Source organism: Pseudomonas sp. HMSC067G02, assembly GCF_001813485.1.
In the GTDB taxonomy this organism is placed as follows: domain Bacteria; phylum Pseudomonadota; class Gammaproteobacteria; order Pseudomonadales; family Pseudomonadaceae; genus Pseudomonas; species Pseudomonas aeruginosa.
On record NZ_KV812692.1, the window covers coordinates 35,732 to 49,098 of the forward strand.

Annotated in this window: 15 protein-coding genes and 1 pseudogene; 10 read left to right on the forward strand and 6 right to left on the reverse strand. The window is 66.3% G+C overall.

The genetic code is table 11. The features are described from left to right. The 8 genes from HMPREF2914_RS18555 to HMPREF2914_RS18590 form a co-directional block, all read left to right on the forward strand. The coding region (locus HMPREF2914_RS18555; RefSeq protein ID WP_139148218.1) for an electron transfer flavoprotein subunit alpha/FixB family protein at nt 1-508 on the forward strand (508 nt) is incomplete at its 5' end. Nucleotides 509-543: 35 nt separating this feature from the next. Then, complete coding sequence (locus tag HMPREF2914_RS18560) at nt 544-1,317, forward strand: electron transfer flavoprotein subunit beta (protein WP_003105716.1); 774 nt, start codon at nt 544-546, stop codon at nt 1,315-1,317. Between the two features lie 124 nt (nt 1,318-1,441). After that, the gene (locus tag HMPREF2914_RS18565) at nt 1,442-2,011 is read left to right on the forward strand and encodes a hypothetical protein (protein WP_003096751.1); all 570 of its coding nucleotides are present in this window, start codon (nt 1,442-1,444) and stop codon (nt 2,009-2,011) included. A 7-nt stretch (nt 2,012-2,018) separates the two neighbouring features. Then, nucleotides 2,019-2,225, forward strand: a complete 207-nt coding sequence (locus HMPREF2914_RS18570) for a helix-turn-helix domain-containing protein (RefSeq protein WP_003096753.1) — start codon at nt 2,019-2,021, stop codon at nt 2,223-2,225. 31 nt (nt 2,226-2,256) lie between these two features. Next, on the forward strand, nt 2,257-2,661 hold the full coding sequence (locus tag HMPREF2914_RS18575; RefSeq protein WP_003117179.1) for a hypothetical protein: 405 nt from the start codon (nt 2,257-2,259) through the stop codon (nt 2,659-2,661). A gap of 23 nt (nt 2,662-2,684) precedes the next feature. Further along, nucleotides 2,685-2,918, forward strand: coding sequence for a hypothetical protein (locus HMPREF2914_RS18580; protein ID WP_003142075.1), 234 nt, complete (start codon nt 2,685-2,687; stop codon nt 2,916-2,918). 95 nt (nt 2,919-3,013) lie between these two features. Then, the gene (locus HMPREF2914_RS18585; RefSeq protein ID WP_003105710.1) at nt 3,014-3,247 is read left to right on the forward strand and encodes a hypothetical protein; all 234 of its coding nucleotides are present in this window, start codon (nt 3,014-3,016) and stop codon (nt 3,245-3,247) included. After that, nucleotides 3,244-3,534 (forward strand): cell division protein ZapA, encoded by a 291-nt coding sequence (locus HMPREF2914_RS18590; RefSeq protein WP_003105708.1) that lies wholly within the window; start codon nt 3,244-3,246, stop codon nt 3,532-3,534. Before HMPREF2914_RS18585 ends, HMPREF2914_RS18590 begins: the two co-directional genes overlap by 4 nt. Here HMPREF2914_RS18590 and HMPREF2914_RS18595 read toward each other — a convergent pair. The 3 genes from HMPREF2914_RS18595 to gbcA form a co-directional block, all read right to left on the reverse strand. Beyond that, nucleotides 3,531-3,707, reverse strand: coding sequence for a hypothetical protein (locus HMPREF2914_RS18595; RefSeq protein ID WP_003096763.1), 177 nt, complete (start codon nt 3,705-3,707; stop codon nt 3,531-3,533). The genes HMPREF2914_RS18590 and HMPREF2914_RS18595 overlap by 4 nt on opposite strands. A 4-nt stretch (nt 3,708-3,711) precedes the next feature. Continuing rightward, entirely contained in the window at nt 3,712-4,272 is a 561-nt protein-coding gene (locus tag HMPREF2914_RS18600) for an HdeD family acid-resistance protein (RefSeq protein WP_003096765.1), read from the reverse strand. Nucleotides 4,273-4,546: 274 nt separating this feature from the next. Further along, on the reverse strand, nt 4,547-5,836 hold the full coding sequence (gene gbcA, locus HMPREF2914_RS18605) for a glycine-betaine demethylase subunit GbcA (RefSeq protein WP_003096766.1): 1,290 nt from the start codon (nt 5,834-5,836) through the stop codon (nt 4,547-4,549). A gap of 424 nt (nt 5,837-6,260) precedes the next feature. Here gbcA and gbcB point away from each other — a divergent pair, with 424 nt between their 5' ends. Then, nucleotides 6,261-7,361, forward strand: a complete 1,101-nt coding sequence (gene gbcB / locus HMPREF2914_RS18610) for a glycine-betaine demethylase subunit GbcB (protein WP_003096769.1) — start codon at nt 6,261-6,263, stop codon at nt 7,359-7,361. Here the strand turns inward: gbcB and HMPREF2914_RS18615 are convergent. The 3 genes from HMPREF2914_RS18615 to HMPREF2914_RS18625 all read right to left on the reverse strand — a co-directional run bounded on the left by HMPREF2914_RS18615 (nt 7,355) and on the right by HMPREF2914_RS18625 (nt 12,968). Beyond that, entirely contained in the window at nt 7,355-9,784 is a 2,430-nt protein-coding gene (locus tag HMPREF2914_RS18615; protein WP_023980363.1) for a hypothetical protein, read from the reverse strand. The two genes, gbcB and HMPREF2914_RS18615, sit on opposite strands and share 7 nt — an antisense overlap. 1,418 nt (nt 9,785-11,202) lie before the next feature. Beyond that, on the reverse strand, nt 11,203-12,243 hold the full coding sequence (locus tag HMPREF2914_RS18620) for a threonine aldolase family protein (protein WP_003096773.1): 1,041 nt from the start codon (nt 12,241-12,243) through the stop codon (nt 11,203-11,205). A gap of 83 nt (nt 12,244-12,326) precedes the next feature. Continuing rightward, nucleotides 12,327-12,968, reverse strand: coding sequence for a hypothetical protein (locus tag HMPREF2914_RS18625; RefSeq protein WP_023092777.1), 642 nt, complete (start codon nt 12,966-12,968; stop codon nt 12,327-12,329). A gap of 215 nt (nt 12,969-13,183) precedes the next feature. Here HMPREF2914_RS18625 and glyA point away from each other — a divergent pair. Further along, nucleotides 13,184-13,367: pseudogene (gene glyA, locus HMPREF2914_RS18630) on the forward strand (serine hydroxymethyltransferase); the annotation flags it as partial.

The window sequence follows — 13,367 nt, forward strand, 5'->3', positions numbered from 1 at the left end:
GGAGCCGGTCAGCGAAACCCGCCATGAGGCTCGCGAACTGCACATGGCCGCGCAGGTGGCGCGCAACCTGCCACGCATCGAGGACCTCGGCCCGGTGGCCGTGGACCCGGCGCGGATCCCCATGGCCGAGGCCGAGTTCATTCTCTCCGGCGGCAACGGCGTGCAGGACTGGGCGCTGTTCCACCAGGCCGCCGCCGCCCTCGGCGCCACCGAGGGCGCCTCGCGGGTGGCGGTGGACGACGGGCACATGCCGCGCAACCGTCAGGTCGGCGCCACCGGTACCTGGGTCACCGCGCGGGTCTACCTGGCGGTGGGCATCTCCGGGGCGATCCAGCACCTGCAGGGCATCGGCGCCTGCGACAAGGTGGTGGCGGTGAACCGCGACGCCGGCTGCGACATGATCAAGCGCGCCGATCTCTCGGTGATCGGCGACTCGACGGAAATCCTCCGCGCGCTGATCCGCCTGGCCGAGGCACACCGCAACGGCGCCGCCCGCGATGCGGCCTGAACCCGCTTCCACGTACCTTTCATCGGTATCGAACCATGACTGAGCTGAACATCGTCGCGCTGGTCTCCATCGGCGCCCACCCCGCCTCCGGACGCCCGCGCCGTGCCGAACAGGACGCCCGCGCGGTGGAACTCGGCCTGCGCCTGAGCGGCCCACGCCTACAGGTGCTGCACGCCGGCGACCCGCACGCCGAGGCGCTGCGCGGCTATCTCGGCATGGGCCTGGAACGCTTGTCCGTGCTGGAACAGCCGGCCGGCGCCGACGCCCTGCCCGCACTGGCCGAGCACCTGCGCGACTCTCGCGCGCAACTGGTGCTCACCGGCAGCCAGGCGGAAACCGGGGAAGGCTCCGGGATGCTGCCCTTCCTCCTCGCCGAGCGCCTGGGCTGGCCACTGGTGGTCGGCCTGGCCGAGGTCGAGAAGGTCGAAGACGGCAGCGCCCAGGTCCTCCAGGCTCTGCCTCGCGGCCAGCGACGCCGACTGCGGGTACGCCTGCCGTTCGTCGCCAGCGTCGACAATGCCGCGCCGGTGGCCCGGCAGAGCGCCTTCGGCCCGGCTAGGCGTGGCGAGATCGAGGCCCATGAGGTGGAGGTGGTCGACGACCCGCTGCTCGCCGAAGACAGCCTGCAACCGGCCCGGCCGCGCCCGAAGCGGCTCAAGGTAATCAAGGCGAAGACCGGCGCCGAGCGGATGAAAGCCGCCACCGCCAAGGCCTCCGGCGGTACCGGGCAGGTACTCAAGGATCTTTCGGCGGAAGCCGGCGCCGAAGCCATCTTCAAGCTCCTGCGCGAGGAAGGCGTGATCCGCTGAAGCGGGTCAGAACGCACTGTGCGCCAGATCACAAGTTATGACGTGGTGACGATAAATTATTGTATTACGATAATTTATTCCCTAGTTTCGCCATCCAGACGCGAAACACACAGGGGAACCCGGCATGGCGCTGTCCACGCATCTCAGCAACCACAAGCTCTATCTGCTCGGCATGCTCTGCGCCATCCTGGCCTGGGGCATGGCCTGCATCGAACTCGGAGCGAACACCCACCTCTGGTTCTCCGGCCTCAGCGAGCAGGGCTACCTGCAGGCCTGGAGCGATGAAATGCCGCGCCTGGCCAGCGACGGCTTCGTCCTGTCCTGGAGCAGCCGGGCGCTGCTGATGCTGCTGGACTACCTGCCGACCCTGCTTTCCGCGTTCGGCCTGGCGCTCACCGGCCTGTTCTTCCGCCGCCTGGCCAAGGGCGAACGCTGGTCGCAGCGCAACGCCAGGACCCTGGTGCACATCGGCCTGCTGTCCTTCCTGGCACTCTTGCTCCAGCCATTTATCAATACGCTGCAAGGTCTTGTACTATCTCTCGACCTGCCCGACGGCGAGCGTGTCCTGAGCGTTTCGATAGGACTCACTTCCGAAGCGGCCTACGAGTTCCTCAAGGCGATCTTTCTCTGCTCGTTCGGCCTGATGATGAGCGAAGCCAGGAAACTGGACGAAGAAGTAAGAGCCTTCATATGACGACCCCATGATCATCATCCGACTAGACGTCATCCTGGCGAAGAACAAGGTCCGCTCCAAGGAGCTGGCGGAAGCCATCGGTATCACCGAACAGAACCTGTCCCTGCTGAAGAACGGCAAGGTCAAGGGCATCCGCCTCGACACCCTGGAGAAGATCTGCGCCTTCCTGGACTGCCAGCCGGGCGACATCCTGGAATACGTCGCGGACGACTGATCCCCGCTCCACCCTTTCCCAACCAGAAACCATGAACAGACACCTGAACCTCTCGGGCGTTGCGCTCGCGCTCGCCCTGATCTCGGGCTGCGGCCCCTCCGTCCGCTACCAGTACGTGATGCCGCCGAGCGAGGCGGGACGCACCTGCGTCGCCCAGTGCCGCACGCAACAGAGCCAGTGCGAAAGCCTCGCGCGCCTGGAATGGCAGAACGAAAACCGCCTGCGCGAAGCGGAACGGCGCAGCTACCACTATTGCAGCCAGGGCAAGAGCAAGAAGCAGGCGCGCAAGGAATGCCTGGCACCAGGCTATTCCTCCTCGTTCGGCTACAACGGCTTCGGCGGCTCCGGCAACTTCAACTGCGGTTCCGACTACGACCGCTGCTTCACCGACATCTGCGGCGGCACCATCCGCCGCATCGTCGAGCAACCCCAATGATCCCCACCCACCGGAGTATCCCCATGAGCCGACGCCTCTTCCCTTTCCTGCCGTTCCTGTTCCTGGTCGGCTGCGCCCAGGGCTATCCCTCCTTCTCCGGCATCCTTCCGGACGTCCGCGTCAGCGGCGACGAACGCAGCTACGCCGAGCGCGCCGATGACTGCCTGAAGCGGCGCAACTGCCCGCCGGCCACCGATCGCGATCCCTTCGTCGCCGACCCCGGGCACTACTCGCTGGGCGGCAGCTTTCACTGGTGAAGCCGGGTGCCGAAGCCTGGCAACCGACCACGGACCTGGCTTCGGCAGGCGCTTTTCTTTATCCTGCGCGCCCTTTGAACGACTGGGACGAGATCATGCTGGAGAACACCCTGGAACGCCTGGAAACCCTGGTAGCCGAGCTACTGCAACAGAACCAGGCCCTGCGCGACAGCCACGACCAGCTTCAGCAGCAGCTGCGCCAGGCCACCGAGGAAAACGAAACCCTGCAACTCTCCATGCTCGAGCAGGAAGAAAAGCAGAGCGGCACCCAGGCCCGCCTGGAAGCCCTGGTCGAGCGCCTCAGCGCGCAGCAACCGGTTAGCGCATGAGCCGCGACGGCGTCCAGGTCCTGTCGATCCTCGGCCGGGACTATTCGATCCGCGTGCCGGCCGGCGAGGAGCGGGCCCTCGCGGACGCCGCCGCGTTGCTGCAGGCGGAAGTGGACGCCAACAAGCGCAAGTTTCCCTACGTCACCAGCAACGAGCTGGTGGTGCTCTCCGCGCTCAATCTCTGCGCCCGCCAGCTCGGCGCGAACGACGGCGAGTCGCCGCGCCTGCGGGCGGTGGAGCAGCGCCTGGAGGCGCTGGTCGAGCGGATCGCCGGGGCATCCGGCTAGTCGCGCGCCTGCGGACTCGCCCAATACAGCTGCCGATGCCCGCGCGCCTGGTAGTCCTTGACCAGCGCGCAGGCCTCGTCGCGCGTCAGGTCGCGGCGCATGACGAAGGCATTGCCGTTGTCGTCCTGGCGCCACAGGCACCAGCGCGTTTCCTCCGCCGGCTTCGCCGCCACCGCGTCAGGCCTTCAGGGTCGAAGTCTTGCGCAAGCGCAGCGCGAGCATGACCAGCAACACGCCGAAGAACACCGCGTAGGCGCCGATCACCCAGACCACCGCCAGCGCCCCGGCGCCGGGGTTGGCGATCATCAGCACGCCGAACAGCACCGAGATGGCACCAGAGAGGATCATCCACCATTCGTTCTGGATCGACTTGCGCAGGCGGATCGCCGCGACGATCTGGAAGATGCCCATCGCCAGCGCCCAGCCGGCGATGATCAGGAGTAGGCCGATGGCGGTCAGCTGCGGCCAGAAGAACGCAACCAGGCCGGCCGCCACGCCGATCACCCCGACCAGCGCCAGCGGCCAGTTGAACTGCCCATCGCTGCGCATGTTGAACGCGGCGATCAGGGCGAACGCTCCGTCCACCAGCGCGTAGGCGCCCCAGAACAGCACCAGCACGGTCAGCGCCAGGGCCGGCGAGAGCAGGGTCAGGACGCCGAACACCAGCGCCGCCACGCCGCGCAGGGCCACCAGTTTCCAGTGCTTGCCCAGTTCGGCCCACAGGGGATTGTTTTCCACGCTTGCCTCCAGAGGCCGCCCTTGAGCGGCCCGTTCAGGTTGAGTCCTCCCACCTTAGTCCTTTTGCTGGGAGGCTGTCAGGGGGCGGAGGTGGGAGGCAAGGCGTGCGCGCGGGCTCAGGGCCGGGACTTCTCCGGCGGCCGCTGGCGGCGCCAGCAGGCGAACAGGTTCCAGGCCAGCAGCAGGCTGACGAAAGCGGAACTGACGTAGAACAGCAGGTTGTCCATGACCTTTCCTCCGCAGCGGCGCCCCGCCAGGGGGCGCCTCGTCCGGCTCAGCTGCCGGCCACCTTGCGCACGTGGGCGGACTCCTCGCCGAGGTTGTTCAGCATGCGCTCGCTGTACCAGTCGAGGAAATTGATCACACCGAACTCGTAGGTCTTCGAGTATGGACCAGGCTGGTAGGCGTCGGAGTTGATCCCGCGCTGGTTCTCCTCGGCCAGCCGACGATCCTGGTCGTTGGTCGCGTCCCATACCTCGCGCAGGCGCGCCACGTCGTAGTCGACGCCTTCCACCGCGTCCTTGTGCACCAGCCATTTGGTGGTGACCAGGGTTTCCTGGGCGCTGATCGGCCACACGGTGAAGACGATCAGGTGGTCGCCCATGCAGTGGTTCCAGGAGTGCGGCAGGTGCAGGATGCGCATCGAGCCGAGGTCGGGGTTCTTGATCCGGCCCATGAGCTTCTTGCTGCCTTGCTTGCCGTCCATGGTCATCGACACCGTGCCGTCCAGCAGCGGCATGCGCACGATGCGATTGCGCAGGCCGAAGCTGGCATGGGCGTACGGGATCTTCTCGGCGTCCCAGGCGCTGGTGCAGGCCGCCACCTGGTCCTTGAACGCCTGGCTGGCGCGCGGGTCGGTGACGTCGTCCCACTCCAGCAGGGTCTTCAGCAGTTCCGGGTGGGAGCCGTTGCAGTGGTAGCACTCGCGGTTGTTCTCGATCACCAGCTTCCAGTTGGCGGCTTCGCGGATGGTGGTCTGCACCGCCACCTTGGCGTTCTCCATGTCGTACGGCTCCATGTAGTGCTCGAGCGTCGCCAGGAAGTCGTCGATGGCCGGCGGGTTCTCCGCCAGGCTGATGAAGATGTAGCCGCCGGCGGTCTTCACCTGGATCGGCTTCAGGCCGTACTCCTTCATGTCGAAGTCGGCGCCCATCTCGGTGCCGGCGAACAGCAGGCGGCCATCCAGCTCGTAGGTCCACTGGTGGTAGGGGCAGACCAGCTTGGCCACCTTGCCTTTCTCGCTCACGCACAGGCGCGAGCCGCGGTGCCGGCAGACATTGTGGAAAGCATGCACCTGGCCTTCGGCGCCACGGATCACCAGGACCGGGTTCTTGCCGATCTGCAGGGTGAGGAAATTGCCCTTGGCGGGAATCTCGCAGGTCATGCCGGCGATCAGCCATTCCTTGTGGAAGATCTCCTGCATGTCGATCTCGAACAGGCGCTGGTCGCAGTAGAAGGGCTGCGGCAGCGAGAAGCTGTGGTCGCGGCTGCGCAGCATGTCGGCGGTGGCCTTGCGGGCCGGTTCCAGGGGATCGCCGAGACTCAGGGTGGAAGTGACGTCCATCGGTAACTCCTCATGCCGCCCCCGCGCGGGTGGCGGCGGAAAAAGTGGCTGATACGGTTGCTACGCAAGGTGGCGTTCACAGCCTTCCTCATCCCGGCGCGGCGTCCGGAATCCCGCCCTGCCGATGGACGGGCCCCGCCGTGGCGGGAATGAAGGTCAGTCGCTCTACACGTCCGGGCTCTACCCTCCCGGGGTTCATGCAAACCCTCGTCTCGGCTGGTCTGGAGTGTGGGCCCGCGCCCGCCGCCGACCTTATCCATGGGCGACATGACCGCATCCGTTTCCGACGCTCCGGGCCGCGCCCCAGCAGGCAGGTCGCGATAAGCATGTAAATGTCGCTGGCAGGTAAATGAGCGGCCACGGCGATGCGCACAATCCGCCCCATCAGGCCATCGTTCGGCCCCGTGCGCACGGAGAGATCATCATGTCGAGCAACTTCCTCAATCCGGTCACCACCCAGACCTGGGCCAACGGCCGGCACCTCGTGCGCTGCGTCAAGGTCATCCAGGAAACCTGGGACGTGCGCACCTTCTGCTTCATGGCCGACCAGCCGATCCTGTTCTTCTTCAAGCCGGGCCAGTTCGTCACCCTGGAGCTGGAGATCGACGGCGAGCCGGTGATGCGCTCCTACACCATCTCCAGCTCGCCCTCGGTGCCCTACAGCTTCTCCATCACCATCAAGCGGGTGCCGGGCGGGCGGGTTTCCAACTGGCTGCACGACAACCTCAAGGAAGGCCAGGAGCTACCGGTGCACGGTCCGGTCGGCCTGTTCAACGCCATCGACTTCCCGGCCGACAAGGTGCTGTTCCTCTCCGGCGGGGTCGGCATCACCCCGGTGATGTCCATGGCGCGCTGGTTCTTCGACACCAACGCCAACGTCGACATGGTCTTCGTCCACAGCGCCCGTTCGCCGAAGGACATCATCTACCACCGCGAGCTGGAGCACATGGCCTCGCGGATCGACAACTTCAGCCTGCACATCATCTGCGAGCGCCACGGCCTCGGCGAAGCCTGGGCCGGCTACCGTGGCTACCTGAACCTGCGCATGCTGGAACTGATCGCCCCGGACTTCCTCGAGCGGGAAATCTTCTGCTGCGGCCCGACGCCCTATATGAGCGCGGTGAAGCACCTGCTGCAGGGCCACGGCTACGACATGAGCCGCTACCACGAGGAAGCCTTCGGGCCGACTCCGCCGGAGGTCCGCGCCGACGTCAGGGAACTGGCCGCGGAAGCCGCCGAGGCGCCGGAGGTACCGGTCGCCGACCAGCACCAGGTGGAATTCACCGCCACCGGCAAGAGCATCCGCGTCAGCCCCGGGGAAACCGTGCACGCCGCCGCCGCCAAGCTCGGCCTGCACATTCCGAAGGCCTGCGGGATGGGCATCTGCGGCACCTGCAAGGTAATGAAGACCGCCGGCGAGGTGGAGATGGAGCACAACGGCGGGATCACCGACGAGGATGTCGCCGAAGGCTACATCCTCTCCTGCTGCAGCGTGCCCAAGGGCGACGTGGTCATCGACTACTGAGGACGCGAGGGAAACGCCAGGCGCTCCCAGTAGCGCCGCCGCGGCAGCTCCTCGGCCGGCAGCCAGCGTCCGACGCAGGCCTGCAGCGGCTCGGCGGGAGCCTTCAGCAGCGAGTCCAGGGCCAGCACGTAGCGCCCCGTCCCCGCGCAGCGGAAGCACAGGTCGTCGTCGAAGCTGTCGAAGCACGGGTACTCGCCGAGGTCGTCGCGGTAGCGACGCAACGTCCGCTCTTGCACGTCGAGCAGCAGCAGGCGCCACTGGTCCCGCTCCAGCTCGCTTTCCTCGTAGCGCTGGACGTGCCGGGTCAGCGCCAGGTAGCGACCGTCCGCCGACCAGATCATTGGCGCCGCCAGGTTGCCCAAGCCGATGCCCGACGCGGTCAGCAGGTAGCCGTCGCGGCTGAACCCGGCGCGCACGTCCTCGTCGCGGTGCATGCCCTCGTAGTGGAAACCGAAGCCCCAGGCGGCGTCCTTCGCGCCCACCGACGGCAAGACGAAGTCGCCGTCGCTCCAGGGCCGCGGCGGTGCGTCCAGCCAGCGCGACGCGGGGCACAGCCGCCAGGCCGTGCCATCGAACGCCACCCGCGCCTGCTCGTAGTAATGCCGCCAGTCGTCGTGGAAGCGGCCGAATGCGTGCCAGGCGCCGAGCTCGGGCAAGCCTTCGTCGAAGCGGCGCAACAGGCCGGGGTCGCCTTCGCCCGGCCCGCCCGGCGGCTGGTAGGCGTTGCGGCCGAGCAGGTGGAGCAGATGCACCTGGCCATCGATGAAACCTTGCAGGTGTAGATCGGCCAGCGGCTCGGCGAGCCACTCCAGACGCCGCTCCCGGCTATCGAGTATGGCCAGGCGCTGCGGCAGGGTCGGCGCCTCGGCGAAGGCCACCAGGGCCAGGTAGCGACCGCAATCGGACACGCGGTGGTCGAGCGTCCACTCGCCATCCAGGCGCCAGTCGCCCAGGCGCAAGGCATAGGCGCCGCGCTCCGCCTCCTGATCGTCGCGCAACCACTCCCAGACGGCCCGGCTGCCATCGGCCAGCGGTGCGCTCTGCAACAGGCATCCCGGCCTGCCGGCCGCGCCATCCAGGGGCAGCAACAGGTCCAGGCGCGGCATGTCGGCCTCGCGCCAGCGCGGCCGGTCGTCCGCATCGCGAGCGTGCAGAAGGTAGAGGCTGGAATGGCTGTACGAACCCAGCGTGCCGTAGCGTTCGTAGGTCAGGCAGGGTTGCGCCAGGTCCAGGCCGAAACGCAGCCAGCCATCCTCCAGCCCGAGCAGTTCGGGCCCGCCGGCATGGGGCTCGGCGGGCAACGCCGACCACGGCGCGCCCAGCGCACGCAGGCCGCCACCCTCTCGCCAAAGCCAGTAGGTATCCTGCCCCAGGGGCTCGCCTGCTGCCTGCAGCGCCAGCGCCCGGCCGTCATCGTTCCAAGCCAATGGCGGCGCTTCCCGCGACAGGTAGAGGCCGCTGGCCTCGCCGTTTATCCACAGCTCGCCGCGGTTGGCGCGCAGCGGCGCGAAAGGATCGTCCAGGGCCAGCAGGCTGGCCGGCAGCCAGGGGCGGATTTCCAGCGCGGGCCCGCCAAGCGGGGACGGTAGCGGTTGCGCACGCAGATCCCCGCTCCAGCGCTGCCATTCGCTTTCGGGCAGCCAGAGGTCACCGATGGCAACGAAGGCCTCGGCCTCGCTGCCGGCCTTGAGCGCCTGCAGCTCGAGGCGCTGCGGTGCGTTGGACGTCAGCGGGCTGTGCCGGCCGATCACCTCGCGCTCGGTGACGCTGTCCAGCTCCCAGAAGTTGTCCACGGCACAGCGGTAAAGCAACCGCTCCTGCCGGTCGAAGATCGCCAGGCCCCACGCGCCTCGGCTCGGTATCGGCGAAACGAAGTGGCAGCCATCGCTGGAAAAGCGTGCCGAAGGATTGCAGTCGGGGATGAAGCAACCGTCGGGCATCAGGTAGTGGCATACCAGCGGGCCGCCCATGGCGATCTCGCCGCCGTCGAACAGGCGGATCGGCTCGCCCTCGGGGGTTCGCTCGGGCGCTTCGCCGCCCCAGGCGCTACCTCCCGCCGGCAGCGGTACGTCCAGCGCCTGCGGAGCCTGGCGCTCCAGGCGCAGGCCACGCTCGAAACGGATCTGCAGCAGCACGCCGCCGATCACCGCCAGCAAGCCACCGCCCAGTCCCAGCCAGAAGCCCGGCAGTGCCTGGCCCAGGGCGATGCCGCCACCCAGAACCCAGAAGAACAGCGCCTGTTGCAGGCGATACGGCACCTTGCCGCGCCAACGATCCATGGCCCACTCGGCGCCCAGCAGCAGCGCCCAACCCAGCGCTACCAGCGGCAACGGCAGGAGGACGCCAAGGGCCACCAGCACGGCGATCCAGGCGATCTCGCCGAGGCCTTCGAGCAACAAGCGGCCGAGCGGCTTGTCTGACATCCGATCATCCATGATCCATCCCACTTTCCTGGCAAAAGCCAAGGGTAATCAAGGCTCCGGCCAACCACCAGAGCCATCGCGCAGCTCTGTCCTTCTCATACTTGAAAACACCAGGGCGCCAAGGTTGTCCACATTCGGACTGGAATTCCATACAGGTGTCTTCTCGCCACCTTGGCGTTCTCGACGATCGATTGTAAGCATTTGAAGTTAAAGGTAAAAACGACAACTTCAAGTTGGTTTCAGGCTCCAGGAACAAAGCCCTTGCCGATCTCTGGAGAGGCCTTTCGAGGGTAGGTTGATCACAGACTTATCCACAGACCGTGTGGTCCATGAGACCCCCCCTGATACCCCGCGGGTCAACGATCGCTATACCGACGATGTCCACTCGCCCTGGCGCATGGGCTCCGCCAGCACATCCGGCTACCCCTCCGGGTAAATCGCGCTTCTCCTCCGCTCGCGCTAGGCGCAGTCTCCTGCTCATTTAACGATCAATCCGCCAGAGACCCCGCCGTCCGGCCGCCCCAAGCGTGAGCGAACAATTTTTCCACAGGGCTTTACACTCCCCTTGGGGAAAACCAGAAAAATATTCACAGGATGAAGAAAAAACCTGGCCTATTCTGGCTCTTCATCCCTTCCCGCCCGGCCTGACCATTTATTGACCAACTCCATGCAGGCCTTACCTTATAAGGCTTACAGAACTATCCATACAGGTTGTCCACAAGGCTTTCCAGGCCTTTTGTGAGCAACCCTGCGTTTGTGCACATGCCCCCTAAAGCAAGCCGGCAGCCTGTTGACAGAAAATCCGCTCAATTCTTGACCAATAGCCTGGAAGGCGCGGGCCCTCTGGCTCCCAGCATTCTATAAACAGGCTCTGCACACTGACCTCAACAGGAATTGGGGGAAATTCCCGGCGGCGGCCGCAACCGCTGTTCCACCGCCATCGGAGCGGGAGAATTTTGTCTTTTTCCTCAAGCCGTTACGTCCGCGCAGGGGGTTTGCGGCATTTGCCCCCACTTCGCTCCTTGCTTTTCTATCCACAGGCCTGTCTGGGTCCCGCAGGGACAATGCCCGTCACCGTTTCGTCAGCGCTTTTCACCTGAACCTTCATCGTCCTTTCACAAACGGCTGTTTTCGCTCAAAAACCGACCAACCTCCGAAGAGCCCGGCAGGGCGCCGCGCGGAAGCGACTGCGAACACGTTATTCACATTCGACTCCACAGTGTTTGTGGATTGGCCAGGTTCTCCTGGCATGGGAGTGGAACCGCGTGGATAAAGGCTTCCAACACCCCCGGCGGAGATAGGGAGGGTGTTGCCGGGGGCACTTTTGCATAGCTCCCGAACAGTTAGCCCACAGAGTTATCCACAAGAACTGAGGAAAGAGCGGCCGCCCCGGTTCATGGAGGCGGCCGAGAGCGGACTCAGGCGCCCATCACCAGGCGGATGTCCCGCGCCAGTTCGCGGACCCGCTCGATATCGGTATCCCAGGAACACATGAAACGCGCGCCACCTTCGCCGATGAAGGTGTAGAAGCGCCAGCCGCGCGCGCGCAAGGCTTCGATCGCCGGCTCGGAAAGCTGCAGGAACACGCCGTTGGCTTCTACCGGGAACATCAGGCTGACGCCGGGAACGTCGGCCACCAGTTCGGCCAGCAGGCGCGCGCAGCGGTTGGCGTGATCGGCGTAGCGCAGCCAGGCATCGTCCTGCAGTACGCCGACCCAGGGCGCGGCGAGGAAGCGCATCTTCGAGGCCAGTTGGCCGGCCTGCTTGCAGCGGTAGTCGAAGTCCTCCGCCAGGTCGCGGTTGAAGAACAGGATCGCCTCGCCCACCGCCATGCCGTTCTTGGTGCCGCCGAAGCAGAGCACGTCGACCCCGGCCTTCCAGCTCAGCTCCGCCGGCGAGCAGCCGAGGAAGGCGCAGGCGTTGGAGAAGCGCGCGCCGTCCATGTGCAGGTGCAGGCCGAGTTCCTTGCAGGTGGCGCTGATCGCCTTCAACTCGTCCGGGCGGTACACCGTGCCGACCTCGGTGGCCTGGGTGAGAGTCACCACGCGCGGCTTCGGATAGTGGATATCCTGGCGCTTGAGAGCGATGTCGCGGATCGACGCCGGGGTCAGCTTGCCGACCTCGGTCTGCGCCAGCAGCAGTTTGGAGCCGTTGGAGAAGAACTCCGGCGCGCCGCACTCGTCGGTCTCGACGTGGGCGGTCTCCGAGCAGATCACGCTGTGGTAGCTCTGGCACAGCGCGGCCAGGGCCAGGGAGTTGGCGGCGGTGCCGTTGAAGGCGAAGAACACTTCGCAATCGGTCTCGAACAACTGGCGGAAGTAGTCCGAAGCGCGTGCGGTCCATTGGTCGTCGCCATAGGCGCGCTCGTGGCCGCGGTTGGCTTCGGCCATCGCCGCCCAGGCTTCGGGGCAGATACCGGAATAGTTGTCGCTGGCGAACTGTTGGGTGTTATCGGTCATGTGGGCCTCGGATGGAACGGTTGCCGAGCCCTCGTGGGGCTCCGTGCGGTCGCGCCGGTACGGGTACGTGCCGGCACAGTCTGTCAGGGTAGCTTGGTCAGCTTCATCTGCTCGACGAACGGCACCAGCACCTGGCGCATCGCCGTGGCGCTGCCGCCATTGGGCATGTCGCGGGTGCTGAGGGTCAGTACGTAGCGGTTCTTGATCACTCCGCTGAGGGTCGAGACGCCCTCCTCGCCCTTGGCCGGGACCATCACCCCCAACGGGTCGCCCATTCGCGTGGTATCGATCAGCGGCAGGTAGTCCTCGCCGCCGAAGCGCTCGGCGGTGCCGTTCTTCAGGGCGGTCTCGCGGGTCTTGTGGAGCAGGGTCAGGTTGGTCTGGGTCATCTCGCGCAGCTTGTCCTGCGCCGCCCGATAGGCCACCGCGTCGCCCTCGGTCGGCGGCGCCGGCAGGCCGGTGTCGGTGAGGACGATCTCCAGGCGCTTGCTGTCGTCGGCGGCGCCGAAGACCACGGTGGCATCGTTGTAGCCGCACTGGCGGGAGAGGAAGTCGTAGCCGAACAGTGGCTTGCCGGCCGGCGGCAAGGCCACTTCGAGTTCATGGCCGGTGCAGGAATCGGCCGGCAGCGCAGGCGCGGCGGCCTGCTTTTCATCGCCGCCCCCGCACCCTTGCAGGGATGCGCCGAGCAGCACGGCGGAAAGGAAGATCAGCGGGCGTTTCATGGTGTTCTCGCAAGACGAAGAGCACGCAGTTTAGCGCCAGCCCGGGGCGTTCCGCATCGGTTGCCGAATCCCACCGCCATGTCGCAAACGCACCTCCCCGTGGCGTGCATAGGCATCTGGGCCGGCAGGGCCGGTCATACCATCGCTGGCAAAGGGACCGCGTGTCCCGTTGCAGCCATTCCGGCGCGGTTCCGGCGCCGCAGGGAGACCCAGCGATGTTCAGCAAGCATGACCAGATCCGCGGCTACGACGACGAACTGCTCGCCGCGATGGACGCCGAAGAGGCCCGCCAGGAAGACCATCTCGAACTGATCGCCTCGGAGAACTACACCAGCAAGCGGGTCATGCAGGCGCAGGGCAGCGGTCTGACCAACAAGTATGCCGAGGGCTATCCGGGCA

Excerpts from the sequence above, each read along its gene's own strand:
- HMPREF2914_RS18625 (WP_023092777.1), bottom strand. The coding sequence starts at position 12,968 with ATGAAACGCCCGCTGATCTTCCTTTCCGCCGTGCTGCTCGGCGCATCC.
- HMPREF2914_RS18620 (WP_003096773.1), bottom strand. The coding sequence starts at position 12,243 with ATGACCGATAACACCCAACAGTTCGCCAGCGACAACTATTCCGGTATC.
- HMPREF2914_RS18580 (WP_003142075.1), top strand. The coding sequence starts at position 2,685 with ATGAGCCGACGCCTCTTCCCTTTCCTGCCGTTCCTGTTCCTGGTCGGC.
- gbcB (WP_003096769.1), top strand. The coding sequence starts at position 6,261 with ATGTCGAGCAACTTCCTCAATCCGGTCACCACCCAGACCTGGGCCAAC.
- gbcA (WP_003096766.1), bottom strand. The coding sequence starts at position 5,836 with ATGGACGTCACTTCCACCCTGAGTCTCGGCGATCCCCTGGAACCGGCC.
- HMPREF2914_RS18570 (WP_003096753.1), top strand. The coding sequence starts at position 2,019 with ATGATCATCATCCGACTAGACGTCATCCTGGCGAAGAACAAGGTCCGC.
- HMPREF2914_RS18560 (WP_003105716.1), top strand. The coding sequence starts at position 544 with ATGACTGAGCTGAACATCGTCGCGCTGGTCTCCATCGGCGCCCACCCC.
- HMPREF2914_RS18590 (WP_003105708.1), top strand. The coding sequence starts at position 3,244 with ATGAGCCGCGACGGCGTCCAGGTCCTGTCGATCCTCGGCCGGGACTAT.
- HMPREF2914_RS18575 (WP_003117179.1), top strand. The coding sequence starts at position 2,257 with ATGAACAGACACCTGAACCTCTCGGGCGTTGCGCTCGCGCTCGCCCTG.
- HMPREF2914_RS18615 (WP_023980363.1), bottom strand. The coding sequence starts at position 9,784 with ATGTCAGACAAGCCGCTCGGCCGCTTGTTGCTCGAAGGCCTCGGCGAG.
- HMPREF2914_RS18565 (WP_003096751.1), top strand. The coding sequence starts at position 1,442 with ATGGCGCTGTCCACGCATCTCAGCAACCACAAGCTCTATCTGCTCGGC.
- HMPREF2914_RS18585 (WP_003105710.1), top strand. The coding sequence starts at position 3,014 with ATGCTGGAGAACACCCTGGAACGCCTGGAAACCCTGGTAGCCGAGCTA.